Source organism: Pseudomonas sp. A (genome assembly GCF_056270345.1).
Genome location: NZ_CM149873.1, coordinates 3769803 through 3793363, shown reverse-complemented (window position 1 = coordinate 3793363; position 23561 = coordinate 3769803). Strand labels below are relative to the sequence as shown.

At 65.1% G+C, this 23561-nt stretch carries 21 protein-coding genes, 2 pseudogenes and 2 riboswitches; of the genes and pseudogenes, 5 read left to right on the top strand and 18 right to left on the bottom strand.

Features of this window, described 5'->3' with window-relative positions; genetic code table 11:
• Window positions 1-2: 2 nt before the first annotated feature.
• The 6 genes from AC0MAZ_RS16995 to AC0MAZ_RS16970 all read right to left on the bottom strand — a co-directional run bounded on the left by AC0MAZ_RS16995 (window position 3) and on the right by AC0MAZ_RS16970 (window position 3173).
• Entirely contained in the window at window positions 3-617 is a 615-nt protein-coding gene (locus AC0MAZ_RS16995) for a response regulator transcription factor (protein ID WP_203646370.1), read from the bottom strand.
• Between the two features lie 173 nt (window positions 618-790).
• A complete protein-coding gene (locus AC0MAZ_RS16990; protein ID WP_203646372.1) occupies window positions 791-1033 on the bottom strand; it encodes a DUF1272 domain-containing protein in 243 nt (80 codons plus the stop codon).
• Between the two features lie 65 nt (window positions 1034-1098).
• Entirely contained in the window at window positions 1099-1851 is a 753-nt protein-coding gene (cobM, locus tag AC0MAZ_RS16985; protein ID WP_203646373.1) for a precorrin-4 C(11)-methyltransferase, read from the bottom strand.
• 29 nt (window positions 1852-1880) lie between these two features.
• Window positions 1881-2282 carry a cobalamin biosynthesis protein gene (locus AC0MAZ_RS16980; protein ID WP_232856971.1) on the bottom strand — a complete coding sequence of 134 codons (402 nt, stop codon included), beginning with the start codon at window positions 2280-2282 and terminating at the stop codon, window positions 1881-1883.
• A complete protein-coding gene (locus AC0MAZ_RS16975; RefSeq protein WP_203646375.1) occupies window positions 2282-2977 on the bottom strand; it encodes a CbtA family protein in 696 nt (231 codons plus the stop codon). Before AC0MAZ_RS16975 ends, AC0MAZ_RS16980 begins: the two co-directional genes overlap by 1 nt.
• A gap of 10 nt (window positions 2978-2987) precedes the next feature.
• Window positions 2988-3173, bottom strand: coding sequence for a CbtB domain-containing protein (locus tag AC0MAZ_RS16970; protein ID WP_028690797.1), 186 nt, complete (start codon window positions 3171-3173; stop codon window positions 2988-2990).
• Window positions 3174-3273: 100 nt separating this feature from the next.
• A riboswitch (cobalamin riboswitch) is annotated at window positions 3274-3496 on the bottom strand.
• A gap of 59 nt (window positions 3497-3555) precedes the next feature.
• Window positions 3556-3755: riboswitch (cobalamin riboswitch) on the top strand.
• 100 nt (window positions 3756-3855) lie between these two features.
• Here AC0MAZ_RS16970 and cobW point away from each other — a divergent pair.
• From cobW to AC0MAZ_RS16950, 4 genes are read left to right on the top strand one after another with little or no spacing between them, the layout of a single operon-like run.
• The gene (gene cobW / locus AC0MAZ_RS16965) at window positions 3856-4923 is read left to right on the top strand and encodes a cobalamin biosynthesis protein CobW (protein ID WP_475858659.1); all 1068 of its coding nucleotides are present in this window, start codon (window positions 3856-3858) and stop codon (window positions 4921-4923) included.
• Window positions 4924-4926: 3 nt separating this feature from the next.
• A complete protein-coding gene (gene cobN / locus AC0MAZ_RS16960) occupies window positions 4927-8688 on the top strand; it encodes a cobaltochelatase subunit CobN (RefSeq protein ID WP_475858658.1) in 3762 nt (1253 codons plus the stop codon).
• A gap of 2 nt (window positions 8689-8690) precedes the next feature.
• Complete coding sequence (locus AC0MAZ_RS16955) at window positions 8691-9689, top strand: magnesium chelatase ATPase subunit I (RefSeq protein ID WP_254464864.1); 999 nt, start codon at window positions 8691-8693, stop codon at window positions 9687-9689.
• 53 nt (window positions 9690-9742) lie between these two features.
• On the top strand, window positions 9743-10357 hold the full coding sequence (locus tag AC0MAZ_RS16950) for a vWA domain-containing protein (protein WP_475858657.1): 615 nt from the start codon (window positions 9743-9745) through the stop codon (window positions 10355-10357).
• A 103-nt stretch (window positions 10358-10460) separates the two neighbouring features.
• Here AC0MAZ_RS16950 and AC0MAZ_RS16945 read toward each other — a convergent pair whose 3' ends face one another.
• On the bottom strand, window positions 10461-10727 hold the full coding sequence (locus AC0MAZ_RS16945) for a hypothetical protein (RefSeq protein ID WP_028690802.1): 267 nt from the start codon (window positions 10725-10727) through the stop codon (window positions 10461-10463).
• Window positions 10728-11060: 333 nt separating this feature from the next.
• Between AC0MAZ_RS16945 and AC0MAZ_RS16940 the strand changes: the two genes are divergently transcribed.
• Window positions 11061-12386 (top strand): sigma-54 dependent transcriptional regulator, encoded by a 1326-nt coding sequence (locus AC0MAZ_RS16940; protein ID WP_110739696.1) that lies wholly within the window; start codon window positions 11061-11063, stop codon window positions 12384-12386.
• Window positions 12387-12542: 156 nt separating this feature from the next.
• On the opposite strand, the gene AC0MAZ_RS16935 is transcribed toward AC0MAZ_RS16940, so the two are convergent.
• From AC0MAZ_RS16935 to AC0MAZ_RS16885, 11 genes and pseudogenes are all read right to left on the bottom strand, one after another.
• Window positions 12543-14738 carry an LTA synthase family protein gene (locus tag AC0MAZ_RS16935; RefSeq protein ID WP_475858656.1) on the bottom strand — a complete coding sequence of 732 codons (2196 nt, stop codon included), beginning with the start codon at window positions 14736-14738 and terminating at the stop codon, window positions 12543-12545.
• A 129-nt stretch (window positions 14739-14867) separates the two neighbouring features.
• A complete protein-coding gene (locus AC0MAZ_RS16930) occupies window positions 14868-16148 on the bottom strand; it encodes a coiled-coil domain-containing protein (RefSeq protein ID WP_203646387.1) in 1281 nt (426 codons plus the stop codon).
• A gap of 46 nt (window positions 16149-16194) precedes the next feature.
• Window positions 16195-16932, bottom strand: a complete 738-nt coding sequence (locus tag AC0MAZ_RS16925) for a hypothetical protein (protein WP_203646389.1) — start codon at window positions 16930-16932, stop codon at window positions 16195-16197.
• A gap of 33 nt (window positions 16933-16965) precedes the next feature.
• Complete coding sequence (locus tag AC0MAZ_RS16920; RefSeq protein ID WP_203646390.1) at window positions 16966-17646, bottom strand: C39 family peptidase; 681 nt, start codon at window positions 17644-17646, stop codon at window positions 16966-16968.
• Window positions 17647-17709: 63 nt separating this feature from the next.
• The gene (locus AC0MAZ_RS16915; RefSeq protein ID WP_232856976.1) at window positions 17710-19020 is read right to left on the bottom strand and encodes a heme utilization protein; all 1311 of its coding nucleotides are present in this window, start codon (window positions 19018-19020) and stop codon (window positions 17710-17712) included.
• A gap of 52 nt (window positions 19021-19072) precedes the next feature.
• The gene (locus tag AC0MAZ_RS16910; RefSeq protein ID WP_203646392.1) at window positions 19073-19645 is read right to left on the bottom strand and encodes an adhesin; all 573 of its coding nucleotides are present in this window, start codon (window positions 19643-19645) and stop codon (window positions 19073-19075) included.
• Window position 19646: 1 nt separating this feature from the next.
• Complete coding sequence (locus AC0MAZ_RS16905) at window positions 19647-20090, bottom strand: hypothetical protein (protein WP_203646393.1); 444 nt, start codon at window positions 20088-20090, stop codon at window positions 19647-19649.
• A 298-nt stretch (window positions 20091-20388) separates the two neighbouring features.
• Window positions 20389-20940 (bottom strand): AAA family ATPase, encoded by a 552-nt coding sequence (locus AC0MAZ_RS16900; RefSeq protein WP_475858655.1) that lies wholly within the window; start codon window positions 20938-20940, stop codon window positions 20389-20391.
• Window positions 20937-21503: a nicotinamide riboside transporter PnuC gene (pnuC, locus tag AC0MAZ_RS16895; protein WP_203646398.1), complete on the bottom strand. Its 567-nt coding sequence runs from the start codon at window positions 21501-21503 to the stop codon at window positions 20937-20939. The genes AC0MAZ_RS16900 and pnuC overlap by 4 nt, the downstream gene beginning before the upstream one ends.
• A 125-nt stretch (window positions 21504-21628) precedes the next feature.
• A pseudogene (locus AC0MAZ_RS16890) lies at window positions 21629-22144 on the bottom strand (methyl-accepting chemotaxis protein); the annotation flags it as partial.
• A 405-nt stretch (window positions 22145-22549) separates the two neighbouring features.
• A pseudogene (locus AC0MAZ_RS16885) lies at window positions 22550-23173 on the bottom strand (cache domain-containing protein); the annotation flags it as partial.
• Window positions 23174-23561: the final 388 nt, after the last annotated feature.

Genomic DNA, 23561 nt, shown 5'->3' with positions numbered 1-23561 from the left:
GCTCAGGCCACGTTGTTGCGTTTGGCCAGGTCGACCATTTCCACCAGCGACTCGACCTTGAGTTTCTCCATGATCCGGCCGCGGTAGGTGCTGATGGTCTTGGCGCTGAGGTTCATCTGCTCGCCGATCAGTTTGTTGCTCTGGCCGGCGCTGAGCCGGCGCAGCACTTCCACTTCCCGGTTGGACAGTAGCCTCAGGCGCTCGGTCTCGCTTTCCAGGGTGTTGCTGTTGACCGCCATCTGCGGGAAGGTCGAGTAACCCTTGACCAGGGCCTTGAGGGCGAAGACCAGGGCGTCGAGGTCTTCGTCCTTGTTGACGAAGGCCGAGATGCCGGCGTCCATGCAGCGGCGCACGTAAAGGTCGGCGGGTTGGCCGGTCAGGGCCATGATCCGCGGCGGCGGGTCGATCAGCTTGAGGCGCTTGATCACCTCCATGCCGTCGAGGTCCGGCAGGCCGATATCGAGGATGACCACATCCGCCTTGGTCTGCTCGGCCAAACGGGCGGCTTCCTTGCCTTTACCGGTTTCCCCCACGACGGTGAAGCGTTCACGTTCGAGCAGCATGCGTACGGCAAGTCGAACAATGTGATGGTCATCGACCAACAGCACGGACGTCATTCAGGTAACTCCTGTCAAAGTGCAGCGCGCTTCCAGCCTACGATTACAGGCGCTGGGCAGCGGACTTGCTGGGCAGCGCGCACCTTACGGATATTCAGGAGCCTTGGTAATAGGCGAGTATAGGTGTGTTGAAATACCTGCACCAACCTGTAGAAAAGTCCTACAAGGAAGGTTCAGGCGCAGGGTGCGTGCGGCTTGTGCACACGTTGTGTCGAGGCGGGATTGTTGTCCAGTACCTTGCCGACACGGGTGGGGCGGATCACCAGCTGGCCGCCGCAGTTCGGGCAGCGGTTGTGGAAGTGCTGGTCGTTGCAGGCACGGCAGAAGGTGCATTCGAACGAGCAGATCAGTGCATCCGGGCTATTGGCGGGCAGGTCGGTGTCGCAGCATTCGCAGTTGGGGCGCAGTTCGAGCATGGGCTTGGTTTCCGTCCAGTTGGAAAATCCAGTGTGCTACGCCGCGCCCCCGGTCGGCAATCGTTTCACGAGCCTGGGCGATAGAGGTGGGCATGACCGGCGCGGTACAGGGCCGAGTCGGCGAACGGCGCGTCGCCCAGCACATGGCCGACCAGGATCAGCGCGGTGCGTCGGAAGCCTTTGGCGGCCACGCGTTCGCCGATGTCCGCCAGGGTGCCCTTGACCCAGTCCTGGTCCGGCCAGGTGGCACGATGGACCACCGCGATCGGGCAGTCGACACCATAGTGTGGCAGCAGCTCCTCGACGATGCGGGCCAGGTGGCGCACGCCCAGGTGGATGGCCAGGGTACTGCCGTGGCGGGCCAGGTCGGCCAATTGTTCACCGGCCGGCATCGGCGAACTGTCGCCAAAGCGGGTGAGAATCACGGTCTGTGCCACATCGGGCAAGGTCAGCTCGCAACCGAGCAGCGCGGCACTGGCGGCGGTGGCGGTGACGCCGGGGACGATCTGGTAGCCGATGCCCAGTTCGCGCAAGTGGCGGATCTGTTCGCCGATGGCGCCGTACAGGCTGGGGTCGCCGCTGTGCACGCGGGCCACATCCTCGCCATTGGCGTGGGCCTGGCGCATCACCTCGACGATCTGTTCCAGGTGGAGTTCGGCACTGTTGATCACGGTGTGCGCCTGGTGACCTTCCAGTACAGCGGCGGGGACCAGGGAGCCTGCGTAGATGATCACCGGGCACTGGCGGATCAGGCGCTGGCCCTTGACCGTGATCAGCTCCGGATCGCCGGGGCCGGCACCGATGAAATAAACCGTCATGGGGGTTCCTTGCAGAAATATGGCGCGGATTATCCGCCGATCGCCAAGGCCAGGGTAGCGCCGCCGAGTACCTGCCTGGGCACGTGCAGGCGGCCGTTTTCGCCAGCCAGGGCGAGGGCGGTGCTTTCGGCGACGCCCCAGCAGCCGGTCTGGGCGTACACCGTGGCCGAACGATGGCTGAGCAGCGGCTCGAAGACCGTCAGGTGCGTGGCGTCGAAGCAGATGTAAGGCAGCCCGAGGCGCTCGGCCAATGCCAGCAGGCCGGGTTCACGAGCCTTGGGCTCGATGCTGGCAATGGCGCGCAGGGCCGAGAGGGGCAGGGCGTGGCGAGTGAGCGTCTGGCGCAGCAGCACCGCCAGTGTCTCGACCGGGCAACCACGGCGGCAACCAAAGCCGGCGAACATCGCCGGCTGCACGGGCAGATCGCGCATCAGGCCTGGCTGGAACGACGGTAAAGCCACGCGCTGAGCAGGCCCAAGGCCAGCCAGAACGCGGCGTTGGTCAGCCAGGAAGCGATCTTGAACTGGGTCTCGAGGGCTTCCGGCGCCAGGCTTTCATGCACTGCGGGTTGCGGCGCGCCGATCAGGTGCGGGATCACCAGCAGGGCCACACCAAGCACCTTGAACAACCAGTGCCGGGCGAACACCAGCAGCGCCAGGCCGGCGGCGGTGGCTGCGGCGGTGCCGATCCACCAGGTCTGGCGCTGGCCAAGGTCGGCGGCGGCGGTGCCGGGCAGTTCCGGTGGCAGGCCCAGGGTCGGTGCCAGGCAGAACACGGCGAAGCCGGCCAGGCCCCACAGTGCGCCGGTGGCCACGCGGTTCGGTTCGCGCAGGCTGTAGAGGGCGACCAGGATCAGGGCAAAACCGACGGCGACCACCAGGTTGCCGCCAGTAGTGGACAGCACGCGCTGCCAGCCGTCCTCCGGCGCCCAGGCCTCGGCACTGTGTTCATGCTCATGGGGCGCTGCGGCGTCGCCGTGCTCATGCTGTTCGGCGACCGGGGCAGTGGATTCGTAGGTTTCCGCCTGGAGAATCAGTGGGGCGACCCAGAAGCTTTGCAGCAGGGTCAGCAACAGGGCCGCGAGCAGGCCGCTGAAACCCGCGGTACGGGCGATGCGCGTAATCATGCGGATTTACTCAGTGGCAAGGGAAGGCGGCACTGTGGCGGGTGTCGTGGGCGGCATTGTGCACCGCCTCGATGTGCGAGAAACCGGCGAAGTACACCAGGCACAGCCCCAGCAGGCTGGCGCCGACCGCGACGATCAGTCGCTGGCTGAGGCTGACGGGGGTGGCGATACTGTGTTTGGCGCTGGTGATGGGCATGACGCGTTCCTCTGCTGCTTTTGTTGTGGCAACGGGCATGCGCGACGACCCCGGGCACGGCTGGCCCGAGTGATACGACGACGCCCGCCCACCGCGGGGTGTACTGTGAGCTCGTCAGGCCGGTCTCCGGGCTCGCGAGGTGGAGCAAGGCTCCTTCCATGGCGTCACCTTCCCATGCCTTGAGGCTGGCACAGTGGTCCGGACGCTTCTCTCGCTTACCGTTGCGGGGGCAGCACCGGCCTTGTCGGCTCCTGGAATGGAGACGCGACGCACCGGTTTCCCGTTTCACCCCCGTGGGGGCACCTGAACGCAATGCGCTAGCAAATCACGGGGCCGGGCCCGCGTCAATCGCCGCGGCGGTTGACCGCCAGGCAGGCACTGCGTAGCCTTGCCGCTGCGAGGTTCTCGGGCGTTGGCCCGAGCTAAGACGGGAACGCGGTACAAGCCGCGGCTGCCCCCGCAACTGTAAGCACTGAAGGGTTCGGCACAGCCACTGCGCAGGCGCGCGGGAAGGCGCCGGCCCACCGGCCAGCGAGCCGCAGCGGTGCAAGCCAGGAGACCTGCCTCGTGACGTTTTCGACTTTCAACCGGGCGGGGTGATCCGGTGGCGAACGCGCCAGGCCGGCATGGCCGTGGCTGTCGTCCTGCATGCCCGCGCCATTGCTGCCAAGGGCATCGCGACATGAAAACACTGGCCAAGCTTCCCGTCACCATCGTCACCGGCTTCCTCGGCTCAGGCAAGACCACCTTGCTGCGCCATATGCTCGACAACGCCCAGGGCCGCCGCATCGCGGTGATCGTCAACGAATTCGGCGAGCTGGGCATCGACGGCGAGATCCTCAAGCAGTGCAGCATCGGTTGCACAGAGGAAGAGGCCAATGGCCGCGTCTACGAACTGGCCAACGGTTGCCTGTGCTGCACCGTGCAGGAAGAATTCTTCCCGGTGATGCGCGAGTTGGTGGCCCGGCGCGGCGACCTCGACCACATCCTTATCGAAACCAGCGGCCTGGCCTTGCCCAAACCGCTGGTACAGGCCTTCCAGTGGCCGGAAATCCGCAACGCTTGCACCGTCGACGCGGTGATCACCGTGGTCGACAGCCCGGCCGTGGCCGCCGGCACCTTCGCTGCCTACCCGGACCAGGTCGACGCCCAGCGCAAGCTCGACCCGAACCTCGACCATGAGTCGCCGCTCCATGAATTGTTCGCCGACCAGCTGGCCAGCGCCGATCTGGTGGTGCTGAACAAAGCCGACCTGATCGACGCCGAGGGCCTGGCCAAGGTCCGTGCCGAGGTGGCCGAGGAACTGCCGCCGGCGGTCAAGGTGATCGAGGCCAGCAGCGGCCGCCTGCCGCTGGAAGTGTTGCTGGGCGTGGGCGCCGAGTCCGAGGCGCATATCGACGGTCGCCGTACCCATCACGACTCGCATCACGACGGCGATGACCATGACGACCATGACCACGACGCCTTCGACTCGATCTCCATCGACCTGCCCGAGGCCGACGAGAGCCTGCTGCTCGATGCCCTGACCCAGCTGGTCACCGAGTTCGGCATCCTGCGCGCCAAGGGCTTCGCCGCCATCCCCGGCAAGCCGATGCGCCAGCTGATCCAGGGTGTGGGCACCCGCTTCGACAAGCATTTCGACCGTGCCTGGCGCAGCGACGAGCCCCGGATCACCCGCCTGGTGCTGATCGGCCAGGATCTCGACGCGGCGCAGCTGGAAGCGCGCCTGCGCCAGGCCCTGGGCGCCTGATCCATGCACCTGCTGCGGACCCAGCCCGGCGGCTTCGTGCCGGACGACAGCATCGCCGATCTCGGCCAGACCCCCGCCGACCTGGTGATCCTCTGCAGCGGCGATTCACACCTGGCGCTGCTCGCCGAAACCGCCGAGCAGTTGCCGGCGGATTTCCCCAGCGTGCGCCTGGCCAACCCGATGCAGGTGCAGAACCACGCCTCGGTCGACTTGTATATCGACCAGGTGCTGCGCCATGCCAAGGTGATCCTGATATCACTGCATGGCGGTGTCGGTTACTGGCGCTATGGTGTCGAGCAACTGGTCGAACTGGCGGGGCGAGGGGTACAGCTGATCCTGGTGCCCGGCGACGACCGCCCCGACCCTGAGCTCACCGACCTGGGCACGGTTCGCGGCGAACAGGCCGAACGCCTCTGGCACTTCCTGCGCCAGGGCGGCAAGGCCAACGCGGTGAACCTGTTCAACTGCCTGGCCAGCCAGTGGCTGGGGCGCGATTACCCGTGGGACGAGCCACAGCCCTTGCCGCGCACGGCGGTCTATCATCCAGCCAAGGGCACGGCTTGTCCCGAGGACTGGTACGCCGAGTGGAACCCCGAGCATCCGGTGGCGCCGTTGCTGTTCTACCGTTCGCACCTGCAGGCGGCCAACACCGCGTTCATCGATGTGTTCTGCCAGCGCCTGCAGGCCTGCGGTCTGAACCCATTGCCCATCGCCGTGGCCAGCCTGAAGGAGCGCGCCTGCCTGGACCAGGTCGAGGCCTGGCTCGATGAGGTGCAGGCCGAAGTGGTGATCAACACCACAGGTTTCGCCCTGTCCAGCCCCGAGCAACCCAACCTGCGCCCGCTGCGCCGCGATGTACCGGTGCTGCAGGCCATCTGCGCCCAGGACAACCAGCCTGGCTGGGAGCAGAGCGAACAGGGCCTGGGCGCTCGCGACCTGGCGATGCACATCGCCCTGCCGGAACTTGACGGGCGCATCATCACCCGGCCGGTGAGTTTCAAGGACCTGGCCTGGCGCAGCGAGCGCAGCCAGGCCGATGTGGTCTGCTACCGGGCCCATCCCGAGCGCATGGACTTCGTCGCCGAACTGGCACGGCGCTGGGTGACCCTGGCGCGTCTGGACAACCAGGAAAAGCGCGTGGCCCTGGTGCTGGCCAACTACCCGACCCGCGACGGGCGCATCGGCAATGGCGTCGGCCTGGACACGCCGGGCGCGGCGCTCAATATCCTCAGGGCCCTGCAAGCGCAGGATTACCCGGTGGCCGGGCTGCCCGACAGCGGCACCGAGCTGATTCACCAACTGCTCGGCGGGGTTACCAACGACCTTGACCACCTCGACCAGCGCCCCTGCGCCCAGAGCCTGGCCCTGGCCGACTACCAGCGCGCCTTTGCCGCCTTGCCCGAGGCCAACCAACGCGCCGTGCTGGAGCGCTGGGGGCCGCCCGAGCAGGATCCGATGTTCCGCAGTGGGCGCATGATGGTCGCCGGCCTGCGCTACGGCCTGACCTTCGTCGGCATACAGCCGGCGCGGGGCTATCAGGTGGACCACAGCGCGGTGTACCACGACCCGGACCTGGTGCCGCCCCATGGCTACCTGGCGTTCCACTTCTGGCTGCGCAACGGCTATGCCGCCGACGCGGTGATCCATGTGGGCAAGCACGGCAACCTGGAATGGCTGCCGGGCAAGGGCGTGGGCCTGTCCGCCGAGTGCTGGCCGGATGCCTTGCTCGGCCCGTTGCCCAACATCTACCCGTTCATCGTCAACGACCCGGGCGAGGGCGCCCAGGCCAAGCGCCGCACCCAGGCGGTGATCATCGACCACCTGATGCCGCCGCTGACCCGTGCCGAGACCTACGGCCCGCTGCGCCACCTGGAGCAATTGGCCGACGAATACTACGAGGCGCAGTTGCTCGATCCGCGCCGCGCCCGCGAGCTGCAACGGGACATCCTTGAACTGGTCAAGACCCATCATATCGACCGCGAGCTGCAGCTCGAAGGGCAGATGGAGGACGCGGCGGTGTGGCTGCCGCGGCTGGACACCTACCTGTGCGACCTGAAGGAATCGCAGATCCGCGACGGCCTGCACGTGTTCGGCCAGTCGCCGCAGGGGCGTTTGCGCAGCGATACGCTGCTGGCGTTGCTGCGGGTGGCACGGGGCGATGGCAAGGGCGGTAACGCCAGCCTGATCCGTGAACTGGCCAGGGCATTGGGGCTGGGCTTCGATCCGCTGGATTGTGATCTGGGGCAGACCTGGAACGGGGCACGCCCGGACCTGCTGGCACAACTCGACGCCAGCCTCTGGCGAACCTGCGGCGATACCCGCGAGCGCCTGGAGTTGTTGGCTTTGTCACTGATCGAGCAGGCCCTGCAGGGTGCTGTCGCGCTGCCGGACGAAGCAGGGTGGGACGCGGTGCGCGCGGTACTGCGCACACTGGTCGAGCAGGTCGCCCCCGACCTGGATGCCTGCGGCGCTGCCGAGATCGATGGCCTGCTGGCGGCCCTGGCCGGGCGCTTCGTCCCCGCCGGACCCAGCGGCGCGCCCAGCCGCGGGCGGCTGGACGTGCTGCCCACCGGGCGCAACTTCTATACCGTCGATGTGCGCAACCTGCCCACGGCCACGGCCTGGCGCCTGGGCTTCGCCTCGGCCAACCTGATCCTCGAACGCCATTTGCAGGACCATGGCGATCACCTGCGCCAGCTGGGCCTGTCGGTGTGGGGCACGGCGACCATGCGCACCGGCGGCGACGATATCGCCCAGGCCATGGCGTTGATGGGCGTGCGCCCGGTGTGGGCCACCGGCAGCCAGCGGGTCGATGACTTCGAGATCCTGCCGCTGAGCCTGCTCGACCGGCCACGGGTGGACGTGACGCTGCGGGTGTCGGGCTTTTTCCGTGACGCCTTCGGTAACCTGATCCGTCTGTTCGACGCTGCCGTGCAGGCGGTGGCGGCGCTGGATGAGCCGGACGACCTGAACCCCCTGGCCGCGCGGGTGCGCGCCGAGCGTGAAGCGCTGCTCGGCGCTGGCGTCGAACCCGAGCAGGCGGCGCGGCAGGCCGGTTGGCGGGTGTTCGGCGCCAAGCCCGGCGCCTACGGGGCCGGTGTGCAGAACGCCATCGACGGACGTCTGTGGCACAGCCGCGACGACCTGGCCGAGGTCTACCTCAACCATGGTGGCTACGCCTATGGCGCCGCCGACGAAGGCACCCCGGCCCGCGCCGCGTTCGCCCAGCGCCTGGCGCAGGTGCAGGCAGTGCTGCAGAACCAGGACAACCACGAGCACGACCTGCTCGACTCCAACGACTACTACCAGTTCCAGGGCGGCATGCTGGCGGCCGCCGAAACCCTGGCCGGCACCTCGCGGGCCAGCTACCACGGCGACCATAGCCAGGCCGACCGGCCGCGGGTGCGCACCCTCAAGGAAGAACTCAACCGGGTCATTCGCGCCCGGGCGCTCAACCCCAAGTGGATCGACGGCGCCAAGCGCCATGGCTATAAAGGTGCGTTCGAGCTGGCGGCCACGGTCGACAACCTGTTCGCCTTCGACGCCACCACCCACCTGATCGACGATCATCATTACCAAGGGCTGGCCGATGCCTATGTGCTCGACCCGGCCACCCGTGATTTCATGCGCGAGCACAACCCCGAAGCCCTGCGTGACCTCACCGAGCGCCTGCTGGAAGCCCAGCAGCGCGGGTTGTGGCAGGAGCCGGGCGACTATCGTGAAAGCCTCGAGCAGCAGTTGCTCGCCGGCGAGGAAGACAGCTGAACATGAGCGAACCCGTGCAATTCCCCCTGGCCGCCGTGGTTGGCGCCGACGACCTCAAGCTGGCCCTGTGCCTGACAGCCATCGACCCGAAGATCGGCGGCGTGCTGATCGAAGGCCCACGTGGCATGGCCAAGAGCACCCTGGCCCGGGGCTTGGCCGATCTGCTTGGCGACGGCCCGTTCGTGACCCTGCCGCTGGGGGCCACCGAGGAGCGCCTGGTCGGCACCCTCGACCTGGATGTCGCGCTCGGCCAGGGCCAAGTGCGGTTCTCACCGGGCGTGCTGGCCCATGCCGACGGAGGCGTGCTGTACGTCGATGAGGTCAATCTGTTGCCCGACCCCTTGGTAGACCTGCTGCTGGACGTGGCCGCCAGCGGCACCAACCGCATCGAGCGCGACGGCATTTCCCACCGGCACGCGGCCCGTTTCGTGCTGATCGGCACCATGAACCCGGAGGAGGGCGAACTGCGCCCGCAACTGCTCGACCGCTTTGGCCTCAACGTGGCCCTGGAAGGTTTGCCGGCGCCGGAGGCGCGCCAGCAGATCATTCGTCGCCGGCTGGCTTTCGACAGCGATCCAATGGCGTTCTGCGAACAATGGGCCGGGCAGCAGGCGGCGTTGCGCGAACGCTGCCGGTCGGCCCGTGAGCGCCTGGTATCTATCGCCCTGGACGACCAGGCCCTGGCGTGGATCACCGAGCGCTGCTTCGCCGCCGGTGTGGACGGTTTGCGTGCCGACCTGGTCTGGCTGCGCGCGGCGCGGGCCCACGCCGCCTGGCGGGGTAATTCGGTGATCGAGGAGGTGGATGTACAGACGGTTGCCGAGTTTGCCTTGCGCCATCGGCGCCGTGCTGAGGCACCGCCACCCCAGGCCACTTCGGCGGGCGGGCAGGCGAGTGCGCAGGAGGCACCGGGCGGTCAGGGCGACTGGGGGGCATTGCCTGCCCAGCCAGTGGCCACGGGAGCTCGGCGCGAGGTGCCGAACTGGGCAAAAAAGCCCTGAGCATCCGTTCGCCCCATGATCGGGTGGCGGATGCCAGGCCTCGCGTCGGTCATTTGACGGGGACTTCCCGGGGCCGCCCGCGCACCAGCGATAGCGGGCGCATCGCCTGGCTGGCAACCTTGCTCAAAGGGCGGCCACACCAGCGCCGCGACTTGTGCTGGCAGCAGCGCCAGGCACAGGCGCCGGAACTGTGGCTGGTGATCGTCGATGCGTCGGCTTCGACCCGGCGCAATCAGGCGCTGGCCCAGGCCAAGGGTCTGCTGGCCGGGTTGTTCGATGAGGCCTACCGTCAGCGCGCACGCCTGGCCTTGCTGACAGCCAGTGGCAACCGTCCGCAATGGCAACGCCACGGCCTGAAAGCCTCGGCGGCCTTGCAGCCCTGGTTGCAGGCGCTGGGGGCGGGCGGCGGTACACCGTTGCCGGCGGCACTGGAAGAGGCGCGTCAGTGGTTGCTGGCCCGGAGCAAGCGCCTTCCCCATGAAACCCAGCGCTGCCTGGTGTTGACCGATGGTCGCCTGCAACAGGGCCCTGTGTTGCAGCCACTACCTTGCGTGACGTTGCTGGTGGATATGGAAACAGCGGCGGTGCGCGTGGGCCGGGCACGTCAACTTGCCGAACAACTGCAGGCCGACTATCGGCATATCGAGCAGTTCGCGGTGGTCAAATAAGGATGTAACTGCGACAGGATGTCGCAATAGAAAAAGTTATCCCCGAAAGTGGGGAAACTTGCACAAGTGCGTGGCAACCACGCACTGGCGGCACAGTGCTCTTTTACTTCGGCATTGACCAAGGTTGCAGGTCGTAACCTTTGCCGGACAGTTCGGCGCGCACTTCCTCGATCAGGCTGGCCCATTGCGCGGGGTCGGAATAGACGCGCGAGGACACTTGTTTGCTGCCGATACGGGTGCTGGTCCGGTCGATCACTGCCAGGCTCAGTTCACCAGTACCGTTGGGTGCATCCCAGGCTACGCACTGGAAGGGTTCGAAGGCGTGGTCGGCGATCAGCAGTGCTTCGTTGACACGGAGCGGGGCGTTCATGGTTCGGTCTCTCTTATGGTCCCAAACAGCGAAATAAGGTGCCGCGGTGTTATTCCACAAAAGTGTACAGCGCGGGGTTATTTGTACTGATGCTCCAGATCAGGGTTCAAGTCACATGGCCGTTGAAATTTTTTTATATCGATGATGTTTTCCTGCCTGCCCAGCGCACCTAAGACGGCAATTGAGTTGGAAAATTCCCGGCGCGGCATGACGCTTTCTTAGCGGGCTGACCAACGGTAGTGGGGGGCGTCAAGTTCATTGCTACTGTTAATTCGGGCGTCGCAACTGTCTGTTTATAGTTAAAAAACCTAAATCTGGCGCCAAGGAAAGGTCATGCTCGATACCGCATCCCTACGCCGCTTGCTGATTGTCGACCCCTGCGATGATTGCCACCGCCTTTTACCGGGCCTGCGCAGTGTCGGCTGGGATGTGCGAAGTAGCACGCTCGAGGCGGCAATGGAGCAGCCCTGCGACGTCGGCCTGGTACGCCTGCAGGCCTCGCACCTGCTGCACCCCGAAGCGCTCAAGGACCTGATCAAGCGCAGCAATACCGAATGGATCGCCGTGCTCAGCGCCGAAGAGCTGCGCCTGCAGAATGTCGGCGATTTCGTCTGCGAGTGGTTTTTCGACTTCCACACCTTGCCGTTCGATGTCTCGCGAGTGCAGGTTACCCTGGGCCGCGCCTTCGGCATGGCGCGGCTGCGCGGCAAGGGCGCGGTACGGGTGGATGAGCCCGAGCATGAACTACTGGGTGAGAGCCGGCCGATCCGCGAGTTGCGCAAGCTGCTGGGCAAGCTGGCGCCAACCGAATCGCCGGTGCTGATCCGTGGCGAAAGCGGTACGGGTAAAGAGTTGGTGGCGCGTACCCTGCATCGGCAATCGCAACGGCGCGACAAGCCGTTCATCGCCATCAACTGCGGCGCCATCCCCGAGCACCTGATCCAGTCCGAGCTGTTCGGCCATGAAAAAGGCGCGTTCACCGGTGCGCACCAGCGCAAGGTGGGGCGTATCGAGGCGGCCAATGGCGGCACCCTGTTTCTCGACGAGATCGGTGACCTGCCGCTGGAGCTGCAGGCCAACCTGCTGCGTTTTCTCCAGGAAAAGCACATTGAGCGGGTAGGGGGGAATCAGCCTATCGCGGTGGACGTCAGGGTTCTGGCGGCTACCCATGTGGACCTGGAGAAGGCCATCGCGCTGGCGCGCTTTCGTGAAGACCTGTACTACCGGCTCAATGTCCTGCAGGTGGTGACCGCGCCGCTACGCGATCGGCATGGCGACCTGTCGATGCTGGCCAGTCACTTTTCCCAGTTCTACAGCGCCGAAACGGGCCGGCGACCGCGCTCGTTCAGCGACGGTGCCCTGGCGGCCATGGGGCGGCACGAATGGCCGGGCAATGTTCGTGAGCTGGCCAACCGGGTGCGACGCGGTCTGGTGCTGGCCGAGGGGCGGCAGATTGAAGCGCAGGACCTGGGCTTGCAGGAGCTGCAGGAGCAGGACCAGCCATTGGGCACGCTGGAGGACTACAAGCACCGGGCCGAGCGTCAGGCGCTGTGCGATGTGCTGAACCGGCACAGCGACAACCTGAGCATCGCGGCCAAGGTGCTTGGGGTGTCGCGGCCGACGTTTTATCGGTTGTTGCACAAGCATCAGATTCGTTGACGCCAGGGGCTGCTTTGCAGCCCTCTTCGCGGCACAAGGCCGCTCCTACAGGGGGCGCGGTCCTCTGTAGGAGCGGCCTTGTGCCGCGAAAGGGTCGCAAAGCGACCCCGGCAATAAATGCAAAATCCTTGAAGGGATGACCGTTACAACCATCCCTCAACTCGACTGGGCAAGATGCCCATCCGCCAGTTCCTCCACCGTCTCCGGCTCATCCGGCAGTGCAGTGATCACGCTGAAGTCGCTGACTTCCACCTCTCCACCGCCATACCCCAGCAGGTGGAAGGAAAACGCCTTGCGGACGGTAGGGTTGTCGAAGTCGAACTCCATTTCCAGCGGTTCGTCGGCCGTCACCCGCATCTCTTCAGGCAGCCCGAGCTGCACGTCCTGCTCCAGTTCCTTGGCCTTGAGGCGGATGTACGCCGCATGCCGGGGATCCAGCGCCCGTACCTTCAAGCGTACGCGGGTGCGGGAGCCCTCAGGCATTTCCAGGTACTGCGCGCCGATCAGGTTGTCCGCCCAGTCATCTTTGATGCGCTCGGCCAGGGCGATGGGTGATGGCCCGCCGAACTGGTAGCGCAGGTTGAGCGGGGTCTGCAGCAGCGACTGATCAAGGCTCGCTGCCAGCAGATTGAGCTGCGGACCGAGGCTGTCGTCGCCACGGCCGAGGAATTTGGCCTGGTCGGCAATGAATCCACTGCTGGCATAGCGTCGGCAGCGTTGCTGGAAGTCGCACTCGCTGAAGGTGCCCTGGCCGTCGTGGTAGCGCAGCATGCCATTGGTGAAGGAGATCATCTCGCGGCCGCTGTCGTAATCGCGGTACAGCGAACGTCCGCCCAGGGCTGCCGGGATCGGCAGGGCGAAGTAGTCGAGCAGGGAAGTGCTCAGGTCGATATGGCCGTAGGTGCCCTGCTTGAGCCTGGGCAGTTGGGCCTGTTCCGGCGCCAACGTAAGGTTGAAGCCCCAGGCCGAGGCCAGGCGCACGCCATCGATGCCATGGGATTCGTCCGAGGTGACGATCACCAGGGTATCTTCCAGCACGCCCTGTTTCTCGAGGCTGTCGAGGAAGCCGCCCAAGGCATCGTCGAGGTAGGCCACCGCGGCCTGCTTTGGCGTATCGAAGCGTTGCAGGTAGGCGTCAGGCGCCGAATAGGGCTGGTGGGTGCCAACCGTGAGCAGGGTGAGCATCCACGGCTGGGGTTGCTTGCGCAGCTCACCGACGTAGTCGAGCGCGCCTTCGAAGAAGGCGCGGTCGTCCTTGCCCCAGGGGAACTCCAGGTAGTTGTCGTTGGCGAACCACTCCAGGCCATGCACCGAGTCGAAACCGATGTGCGGCATGATCCGGTCCTTGGCCATGAAGCGCAGGCCGGCGCCCTGCAGATAATGGGTGGCGAAACCGGCCTCGCGCAGCTGGGCCGGCAGGCAGGCCTGGTTGCGTTGTTGCTGGGTCAGCAGCTCGACGCCCTTGGGCGTGCCGTTGGCCAGCTTGTCGTAGTCGCCGCAGAGCATCGCGTAGAGACCGCGAATGGTCTGGTGGGTGTGCAGAACATAGTCGGGGGTGTTCATGCCGCGCTCGGCCCACTGGCTGAGCCGCGGCATCAGGTCCTGCTCGAAGCGACTGCCCAGTGCCTCGCGGTTGGGGCGCAGGTAGGCGCCGGGGATGCCCTCGACGGTGATGATCAGCAGGTTGCGCGCCTTGCCTGGCGCATCCAGCAGTTTGACGCCATTGAGGTCGGACTGGGTCAGGCCGGCGCTGGACAGCGCCGTAACCGTTGGCGCCTGGCCCATGCCACTCAGGGCCTGGTGCTGGAGTTTGCCCACCGCCGCCGACAGCGCCTGGTGGGTGAGACCGTACTGGCGCCATTGGTCGGCATCGGAGGGGGTCAACTGCTGGCCGCCCCAGTGCAGGCCGAACAGCACCACGGGCACGGCCCAGAGGCGTCGTGGCAATGGCGCGCCGACAGGTGAGCGCCATACGCTCGCCAGCCAGCCGCCAAGGCCGGCGGCCAACAGGGCGGGCAGCCAGGGATGGGCCAGGGCGCCGGCGGTGGAGTTCTCCATGAACTGCGGGTCGACCAGATAGGCCAGGTCGTCGACCGTGGGCAGCCGGCCGACGGCACTGACCAGCTCGGCGGAGGCCACCCACAGGCCGCCCCAGGCCAGCAGCAGCGGCAGGGCCAGCCACCAGGCGCGACGCTGCCCGAGCAGCAACAGCAGGCTGCCGATGGCCAGGTCGGACAGGTAGCCGAAGGGGTTGGACCAGCCCAGCAGGGCACGCGCGGTCAGCGGAATCACCAGCACCAGGATTGCCAGCGTGGCAAGGCGGGCGCGAGGGTGACCGAGCAGGTTGTTCACGAAACTTTCCTTAATGCCATTAAATCGTCACAAAACTGTGCACGATGATAACAGGCCGATGCCGGGAAAGTCGGTCGCTACAAAACCGGTAACCAAATCCCGGGCCCTGGATCGGGCCCGGCGGAAGGGTCAGAAGTAATAGGGGAATTTCAGGCTGAACGAGAAGTCCGGCGAGTCCTCGGTAAGGCCGATGGACAGGTTGGGCACGATGGTCAGGTTGTCGGTGGCGGCGAAGGTCAGGCCGATGTTGAAGTTGGCGGCGTTGTAGTCGCTGTTGGTGATCGACTGCCAGTCGCCGCCGTCCGGCTTGATCTTGCTCTTGCTGGCGAACTGGTCGGTGACCGAGAACGACATGCTCATGCGTTCGTTGAGGGCAAAGGCGATACCGCCGCCGATCTGCCAGGAGTCGCCCAGTTTCACGTCCCCCTTGACCTTGCTGTTGACCTGGGGGCTGATATCGCTGAACGAATCCTGCATGTTGTAGGTATACGACAGGCTGGCGAACAGCACCGCCGGGTCGAAGGTCTTGACCAGCGAAATGCCCGGCGTGATCGCCCAGACGCCGTTGCCGGTCGGCAGGCTCTCGGGCACCGACAGGTTGTTGTTGGTCGGGTCCTCGACCAGCTTGATGCCATAGGGGTCCTTGCCGGTGGGCGCCTTGACCCGCAGGGTGAACACCGCGTCGGGCCAGTTCTCCGATTCGTCGAGGAATTTGTAGGCCACGCCAACGTTGACGTCGCCGATGGCCGGGTCGCGGGTGACCGACGCATCGGAGGTGACCGGGCCGGCACCGCCGGCGCCGCCGGAGGAATAGGTCGATTCGCGATAAACGATGGGTACGTTTATATCGAACTGCCAGCGTTGATCCATGTTGTAGCGGGCAGTCAGGTCCAAGGTCCAGTTGTCGGCCTTGATCCGGTCCAGGTTGATGTTGCCGAGGAAGATCGAGTCGAGGGCGAGGAAACCGTTGAGGGTCAGGGCGCGGGTATCGTAGTGGGTGTAGGTGATGCCGGTCTCGACGCTGAACTTGCCGCCACCGAAGAAGCCACTGGCCTCGTCATACAGGTTGGAAACGCTTTGCGCGGGTTCCGAATCGTCCTTGAGCGACTGGCCGTAGGAGCTGCCAGTGCTGCCCGGTGCGCCGGATGCCACGGTCTGTGCGCCTTTGGCCGGTGACGAGGGGGATTTGGTCAGGCGCTTGGGCGGCGGGGCTGCCGGGGTTTCCTCGACCTGGCGCACACGCTGCTCAAGCACCATCAGGGCATTCTGCTGGGCTTCGTAGCGTTGCTTCAGTTCGCGTAATTCCTGCTTCAGTGCCTCGACCTGAGGGTCCGGAGCCGCGTTAAGCATTGTCGCAGGGGCCAATGTACTCAAACAGATTACAGCTCTGAACGTCAACGATCGTTGCATGGGTTAGCCGTCCCTTCTGACTACATACGATGAGACTGAGCGTAGATCAGTATCCGAGGGCGCGAAGACCTTTGAGCTGGTCAAGATTGCCGTTCAGCGCGGCGGCAGGGACATTGTCGCGCAACACGACGTTGAGCGAAGTGAGGTTGCTGACCTGGTTGCCGCTGCCCAGCAGCGTGGCGTTCTGCATCAGCCCGCCCTGGGCGATCTGCTGCAGGGTGCTGCCCTGGTTGTTGCTGGCCACGACGTTCATTTGCACGCCGGTACCGCTCGCGGAGACGCTCAGGGAGCCTGCGGCATTGCTGCCGACCAATGTCGAGCCCGCAGCCAGCACCTGGCCTTGCTGTGGCGCCTCGGGGGCCTGGTTGGCCTTGGTGACGTTGATATCGACGTTGTTGTTGGCCATGTTGTTGTCACCGGCCGCGCGCACCACCTGGGTGACGCCGACGGTGGTGTCCAGGCCGCCGCCACCGGTGACGGTGCCGGTGCCCTTGGAACTGGACGAACCACTGCCTTTCTCGTCGATCATGGACACGTAGAACTGCGGCTTGATGGTCGACTGCTGCACCTGCATCGAGGTCTTCGCGCCGATGACATCGCCATTGGCGTTCTGCCAGGTGCTGCTCATGACCACGCCGAAGCTGACGATTCGCCCCGGCAGCACATAGCGACCGCGCAGGTTGGCCAACTCCTGATCCTTCAGTTCAATGGGTTTGAACGTCTCTGCCTGGATGGGCAGGGCGGTGGCCAGGCAGATCAGGGTAAGCCAGGCTGGAGTCTTCATGGGATGCTCCCGACGCGTCGCGCTCGATTATCATTAGAAGAAGTCGCTGCGGATGAAGCCGAAGTCCATCAGTTCGGCATCCTTGACCGGGGTGAAGGAATTGATGCGGTCCTTGGCACTCAGCGGCAGGGGCGGGTCGAGCAAGGCGTTGGTCTTGTCGTAGCCCTGGCCGATCACGGCGAAGATGATGCCGTTCCAGCCCTTGAGGAAATCTTCGACCTTGTAGCGTTTGTGGCCGAGCACCGGGTCGCCGATGTAGACCCAGCCCTTGTCGACCCGTTGCAGGACCACGAAGTGCTTGTAGCCACGGATGTCCATCAGCACCACCACGGGAATGCGCACGCTGGTCAGGGTGTCGGCTGCGACCCGGTAGCCGCGGGCACGCATGCCGAGGCTTTCCACATAGCGCTTCATGTCGAGCATCGAGAAGCCCTGGACCTTGACCAGGTCCTGGTCGGCGTGGGCCAGCATGCCCTCGATGATCGTGTGTTCGTCCACGTCCAGCCAGTAGGCCTGGCGCAGAATGGTTGCCAGCGCTGCGGCGCCGCAACTGAAATCGGTCTTCTGTTGCACCAGGTCGGCGAATTTGCGCTCGCGGATGCTCTGGATGGGCTTGTAGATCACCGCACCCCCCGGCAAAACCGAAAGCGGCATCTGCGCCGCTTCGCTGTAACTGGCCATGCACAGCAAAAACGCCAAGGCGATCATACGCATGGTCTTGTCCCCCGATCCTGTTGAGGAAAAGGCCCCCCGAAGGGGGCCTCAAGGTCACAGCTGTCAGAACGAGGTGTTGGAGATGGCCAGCGAGTTGCTTTGCTGGTTGCCCACACCGGCTGCCACGTTGACACCGAGGTTGCCGCTGCCGCCATTCACCGAGCCACTCAGGGTGGCGGTGTTGGTCACAGGGTTAGCCCAGCCGGTAGGAGTCAGCACCTGGAAGGACACGGTGTTGCTCAGGTCGTACGAGCTGGACTCGCTGTAGCTCTTCGAGCCGGATTTGGCGTACTCGGAGGCTTTGCTACCCGATTTTTCGAACGAAGAGTCGTAGGCCTTCTCGAACGAAGAGTCGTAGGACTTCTCGAACGAAGAGCTGGAAGACTTGTCGCGCGACTTGTCATACGAGGCGTCGATCGAGGCGCTCAGCGACGCATCGAACGAATCGGTGCGGCTGCGCTCGTGGCGGCCGAAGTCCTGGGTGTGGGTCACGCTGCCACTTGCCGAGGCATCCAGCGAAGCGTTCAGAGAACCACTGGCCGAGGAGCTCGACTCATGGCTACGCGAACCACTGGCGTCCGAGCTCTTCGAGCCACTGGCACTCCAGCTGTTGGCACCGGCGGCCTCCCAGCTCGACGAGGAGCTGCCTTCCTTGCTGAAGCTGGAGTCCTTGTCGTACGAGGCGCTGCCACTTTTCGTGGTGGTGAAGGTCAGCGTATCGACCCGGAAGGTGCGGTCGGCGTTGTTGTTCACGACCAGGCCTGGGCCGTTCTGGTCGGCGGAGGCGGTGGCGGTGGCATTACCCAGTGGCGCATTGGAGTTGGCAATGGCCATGGTGTTTTTCTGTTGGTTCAGGTCGCCACCGGCAATGTTGATGCCCATGTTGCCGCTGCCGTTGTTGCCCGAGCCGCTCATGATGCCGGAGTTGGTGACGCCGTAGTTGTTGACCTTGTTGTTGTTGCTGTACTGACGCACATCGGCGGTGGCCGAGGCGGAGCCGAACACGAAGGTGTTGTCCAGGCTCGAGTCGGCACCGGCGTTGGCGATGGCGGCGGCGTTGTCCTGCTGGTTGCCGGCGCCGGCGGCCACGTTGACACCGACGTTGCCGCTGGTGCCGGAAGCCGAGCTGCTCATTTCGGCTTCGTTCACGGTGCCTTCATTGCTGATGCGGTTGTTGGTGCTGCTTTGCTTGTCCCAGGCATTGGCGGTTGCATACACCGGGATCTTGGTAGGAGGAGGGGTGTGATGACCGTTGTTGTGATGACCATTGTGATGGTCGTTGCCACGCCGATCATTCTGCCCAGCTTGTACAGCCACAGCCATGATCGCAGCAATTGCGAAAACCAGAGGCTTGAGTGCCATCGAGGGTTTCATGGTGGTTCTCCGTACTTTATTTTAGGTTAAGTGTTGTTGTTACCTGTTTGGGTCAATCCGCGACCCGGATGCTCAGGGTGTTGGCCGTTCGGTTTCCCACCCCGGCACTCTGATTCAACTGCACCACGCCACGGCTACCGGTGAATGCCTGGTCGCTGGTGCTGACCTGGCGATGGCCGGGTGTCTGGGCAGTTGGATCCGAGCTGTTGACCAGCGCCACGTTCTGTTGCAGAAGGACGCTGTCGTCGATGCTTTGCGGTTGGGCACTGACGCTGATGCGCAGTGCGTTGGCTTGCTGGTTGCTGGCGCCGGCGCTCTGGTTGACCCCGAGGATGCCGTTGCCATGACTGAAGGCCGTGCCCTGGATGCTGGACTGGGCGTCCAGCGCAGGGTCGACATGGGTGCGCAGGCGCTGGCGGATCTGGGTGCTGGCGTTGGCGTCGTGGCCGATGGCGATGGCCCGGGCGTTGACCTGTTGCTGTTGGTCGCCGGCTGCCTGGTTGACGCCCAGGTTGCCTTGGTATTGCGCGCCGGAACTGTCGATGGTGGCATTGTTGATCACGGGGGATTGGGCGAAGGCCGAAGCACTGCACAGCGTGGCCAGGATCAGCAGCGAATGCCTCATGTCATTGGCCTCCGCCGAGCACTTTCAACGCGCCCAGGCCTTGCTGGACGTTGGAGTTGACCATGTTGGCGATGCCGTTGCCGCCCGAGCCCGAGCCACGTCCGCCGGCGATGTTGGGCAACTGGGTCTGGTTGCCGATGTTGCTGCCGATGGTGTTGGTCTGCTGGGTGATCAGCGAGTTGATCCCGGCGCCGCTGGTGATGCCGGCGAAGTCGCCGTCGCTCAGCTCACTGGTTTGCCTGAGGATGTGCGCGGACGGGTTGGTGTTGACAGTGACCGGATTGGGGTCGGGCATCATGGGGGCGCGTATCGCGCTGCGCGTCTGCACTTCGCGGGTGATGACGACGATGCCGTTGTCTGCCTGGGCGGGCAGGCTGAAGCTGGATCCCAAAGCGCAACCAAGCAGCAGGAGGTGACAGATCTTGCCTTTTTCTGGTTTCCCCACGATGGCAATTCCTTCTTCGGCGTTTGGGCCAGGGGCCGCGTTGCCAGAAGGAGAGCAGAAGCTGTGCCGGTTTTTGTTATTGCTTGAGAATCAGGAGCTTGTGTGCGAAGCGCTCGTGCGTCAGAGAGTTGGTGTATCAGTGCTGAGACAGATCCCCGGCAAGGAAGGGGGCGAAGCCCGTATTATCGGGCTTCGAAGGGGAGGCGACGGCGGTGTATCAGCGATGTGACACTGCCCCCGAAACTGCGGCAATACGCGCAAATCCGGGGACTAAGGCCAGTCGGTGTGTATCAGCGGTTTAACATTCAGTGGGGAAGGCCGGGCATTTTCCGTCAAGCAAGCGTTGCACCGCGCCCAGTACCGTGACGCTGCGCTGTGGCCAGTCTCCGTCGATGACCTGCACGTTCTGTTGATGGCGTTGCAACCAGGCCAGGCTGTCGTCAAAGAACGCCTGGCGCTCCTCAAGGCGGGGCTGGCAGCGTTGCCCGTCACCGACCCATTCGACGCCCTCAGGGCGCAGCAGCAGGTGCAGGTCGTAATGGCGCGCCGTCAGCGCTTCTTCGATCCAGGCGGGGCAGTTACCGAACAGTGCCCGGCTCCAGAGGATGTTGCTGAGCAGGTGGGTATCGAGAATCAGCAGTGCCGGTGCTTGCTCTCGGCCTTGATCTTCCCAGGCCAGCTGGCCGCGGGCGATGGTGGGGATGTCGGCATAGCAGGTGTCGCGTTGTTCGCGCTCCATGAAATGGCGGACGTACTCGCCGACCAGCACGCCACCGAAATGCGCCTGGATTTCGCCGCTCAACCAGCTCTTGCCGCTGGACTCCGGGCCACACAGCACCAGGACTTTCATACCGTTGCCAGCGCCGGGTCGCGGCGCCACTCCAGCCAGCCGCGCACGGCGATCAGGGTGAACAGGGCGTAGAGCGCGGCGGTGAGGTACAGACCCTTGTACAGGAACAGGCCGACGAAGATCACGTCCACGACTACCCACAACGCCCAGCATTGCAGGCGCTTCTGCGCCATCCACAGCTGCGCCACCAGGCTGAAGCCGGTGAGGGCGGCGTCCAGCCAGGGCTGGGCGGCGTCGGTCCAGTGCGCCATGCCCGCGCCCAGCAGCAAGCTGGCCAGCAGGCCGGCCGCCAGGCCCTTGAGCATCGGCGCAGGGGCCAGGCGGGTCACCTGGCGGGCATCCTCGATACGGTCAGGTCGGGTCCACTGCCACCAGCCGTACAGCTGCAGCACCGCGTAGACCAACTGCAGGAGCATGTCCGAGTACAGCTTCACCTCGTAGAAGATCCAGCTGTACAGCACCACCATCACCAAACCGATCGGCCAGCACCAGGGGTTCTGCTTGACGGTGAGCCAGACGGCGATGACGCCGAGCGCGGCGGCGAAGAGTTCGAGGCCGGACATCGGCGATCCTTGAGCGGGGAAAGGGCGGGATGCTACAAGTTTCGAGCGGCAAGCAGCAAGCTGCAGTGGCGGGGACACTGCTGGGGCGCTCTTTCTTGCCGCTTGCAGCTTGTCGCTTGCCGCCACTAAACCCTGAACTGGCGCAGCAGTTGCTCCAGGTCCTCGCTCAGCCGCGCCAGGGCTACTCCGGCGTCGCTGGACTGGCGCGCGGCCTCGGCGGTCTGTTGCGACAGGTCGGCGGTTTCGGTGACGTTGCGGTTGATCTCCTCGACCACGTGGGACTGCTGCAGGGTGGCGCTGGCGATCGAGGCATTGAGCGCACCGAGGTTGCCCAGCGCCTGGCTGATGGCATCGAGGCTGCTACCGGCCTCGCGAGCCTGCTCGACCGTCTGGCGCGAGGCTTCGCTGCTGGTGTCGATGGCCCGCACTGCGGCCTCGGACTGACCCTGCAGGTGCTCGATCATGGTCTGGATCTCGGCGGTCGACTGAGCGGTGCGCTGCGCCAGCAGACGCACCTCGTCGGCGACCACGGCGAAGCCGCGGCCCTGCTCGCCGGCGCGGGCGGCCTCGATGGCGGCGTTGAGGGCGAGCAGGTTGGTCTGCTCGGCGATCGAGCGGATTACCTCGAGCACGCCACCGATCTTGGTGCTGTGACTGGCCAGTTCACGGATCACCTGCACCGCTTGCTCGATGGTTGCCGAAAGCCGGTCGATCTGCTGCAGGCTGCCGTGGATCGCCTGCTGGCCATGGCCGACCTGGGTCTGGGCGTTGCGCATCTCGCTGGAGGCCTGTTCGGCGTGCTTGGCCACGTCATGCACGGCGTAGGAAACCTCGTTGATCGCGGTGGCCACCTGGTCCATCTGCAGCGATTGCTGAGTACTGCGGGCCTGGGCGGCGCCTGCGTTGTCGCCGACATGGCCGGCAGATTCGGCCAGGTGATGGGCAGCGCCCTGCAACTGGCCGACCACCCCCTGCAGCTTGCCGTTGAAACGGTTGAAGTGTTCGCCCAGAAGGGTGATTTCATCACGGCCATGGGTGTCCAGGCGCCGGGTCAGGTCGCTTTCGCCACTGGCGATGGTGCCCATGGCTTGTACCGCCTCCTGCAGCGGGCGGGCGATGCTGCGGGCGATCAGCATCACCAGCAGGGCCATCAGCAGGGCGATGCCCAGGCCGACCAGCGAGGCGTCGCGCAGTTGGCGGGCGAACTCGGCCTGCACGTCGTCGACGTAAACGCCCGAGCCGATGATCCACCCCCAGGGTTTGAACAGCTGGATGTAGGAGGTTTTCTCCACCGGGTCGCTGGCGCCGGGCTTGGGCCAGCGATAGTCGACCGGCCCCGCACCCTGGCTGCGGGCCAGGGCGACCATCTCGTTGAACACGGCAAAGCCATCCGGGTCGCGGATGGCCGAGAGGTCCTGGCCATCGAGCTTGGGGTTGGCCGGGTGCATGACCATCTTCGGTTGCAGGTCGTTGATCCAGAAGTAGTCGTTCTGGTCGTAGCGCAGCCCGCGCACCACTTGCAGGGCTTGCTGCTGCGCGGCTTCGCGGGTGAGCGTGCCGGCGGCCTCCAGGCCCTGGTAATACGTCAGGATGCCGGCGGCGGTCTGCACCACGTGGCGGGTCTTTTCGGCCTTGGCCTGGTACAGGTCGCCGTGGAGCTGGCGCAGCATCAGCAGGCCCAACACCAGCAGCATGGCCACGGCCACCAGCAGGATCAGCCACAGACGGCGGCTGATCGACATCGACCTCAGGGTCTTCATGATGCGTTACTCCAGTCTTTGTTCTTTTTATCCAGGGCATCCAAGCATGCTTTGCCGCCGGCCCCCACTCGACCAACGGCTAATGAGTCTTTCTTGACATCCTGTGTAGCAGGTAACGCAAGCCTTGAAACACAGGCTCTGCTAGGATTTCGGCCGCGCCAGATGAAACCTTTAGGCTGCTGGGCTTTTCAGCTGGCCTTGAGAGCCACTGTCGCTGTAAAAAGCACGCGCCGCGTGCGGCATCATTGAGTCAATCAAAACAAGCGGCCTGCCACGCGCAGCGTCGCACTTGGGGGAA

Excerpts from the sequence above, each read along its gene's own strand:
- AC0MAZ_RS16995 (WP_203646370.1), bottom strand. The coding sequence starts at position 617 with ATGACGTCCGTGCTGTTGGTCGATGACCATCACATTGTTCGACTTGCC.
- pnuC (WP_203646398.1), bottom strand. The coding sequence starts at position 21,503 with ATGTCCGGCCTCGAACTCTTCGCCGCCGCGCTCGGCGTCATCGCCGTC.
- AC0MAZ_RS16990 (WP_203646372.1), bottom strand. The coding sequence starts at position 1,033 with ATGCTCGAACTGCGCCCCAACTGCGAATGCTGCGACACCGACCTGCCC.
- cobM (WP_203646373.1), bottom strand. The coding sequence starts at position 1,851 with ATGACGGTTTATTTCATCGGTGCCGGCCCCGGCGATCCGGAGCTGATC.
- AC0MAZ_RS16970 (WP_028690797.1), bottom strand. The coding sequence starts at position 3,173 with ATGCCCATCACCAGCGCCAAACACAGTATCGCCACCCCCGTCAGCCTC.
- AC0MAZ_RS16925 (WP_203646389.1), bottom strand. The coding sequence starts at position 16,932 with ATGAAGACTCCAGCCTGGCTTACCCTGATCTGCCTGGCCACCGCCCTG.
- AC0MAZ_RS16980 (WP_232856971.1), bottom strand. The coding sequence starts at position 2,282 with ATGCGCGATCTGCCCGTGCAGCCGGCGATGTTCGCCGGCTTTGGTTGC.
- AC0MAZ_RS16915 (WP_232856976.1), bottom strand. The coding sequence starts at position 19,020 with ATGAAACCCTCGATGGCACTCAAGCCTCTGGTTTTCGCAATTGCTGCG.
- AC0MAZ_RS16940 (WP_110739696.1), top strand. The coding sequence starts at position 11,061 with ATGCTCGATACCGCATCCCTACGCCGCTTGCTGATTGTCGACCCCTGC.
- AC0MAZ_RS16930 (WP_203646387.1), bottom strand. The coding sequence starts at position 16,148 with ATGCAACGATCGTTGACGTTCAGAGCTGTAATCTGTTTGAGTACATTG.
- cobN (WP_475858658.1), top strand. The coding sequence starts at position 4,927 with ATGCACCTGCTGCGGACCCAGCCCGGCGGCTTCGTGCCGGACGACAGC.
- AC0MAZ_RS16975 (WP_203646375.1), bottom strand. The coding sequence starts at position 2,977 with ATGATTACGCGCATCGCCCGTACCGCGGGTTTCAGCGGCCTGCTCGCG.
- AC0MAZ_RS16900 (WP_475858655.1), bottom strand. The coding sequence starts at position 20,940 with ATGAAAGTCCTGGTGCTGTGTGGCCCGGAGTCCAGCGGCAAGAGCTGG.
- AC0MAZ_RS16910 (WP_203646392.1), bottom strand. The coding sequence starts at position 19,645 with ATGAGGCATTCGCTGCTGATCCTGGCCACGCTGTGCAGTGCTTCGGCC.
- AC0MAZ_RS16955 (WP_254464864.1), top strand. The coding sequence starts at position 8,691 with ATGAGCGAACCCGTGCAATTCCCCCTGGCCGCCGTGGTTGGCGCCGAC.
- AC0MAZ_RS16920 (WP_203646390.1), bottom strand. The coding sequence starts at position 17,646 with ATGCGTATGATCGCCTTGGCGTTTTTGCTGTGCATGGCCAGTTACAGC.
- cobW (WP_475858659.1), top strand. The coding sequence starts at position 3,856 with ATGAAAACACTGGCCAAGCTTCCCGTCACCATCGTCACCGGCTTCCTC.
- AC0MAZ_RS16945 (WP_028690802.1), bottom strand. The coding sequence starts at position 10,727 with ATGAACGCCCCGCTCCGTGTCAACGAAGCACTGCTGATCGCCGACCAC.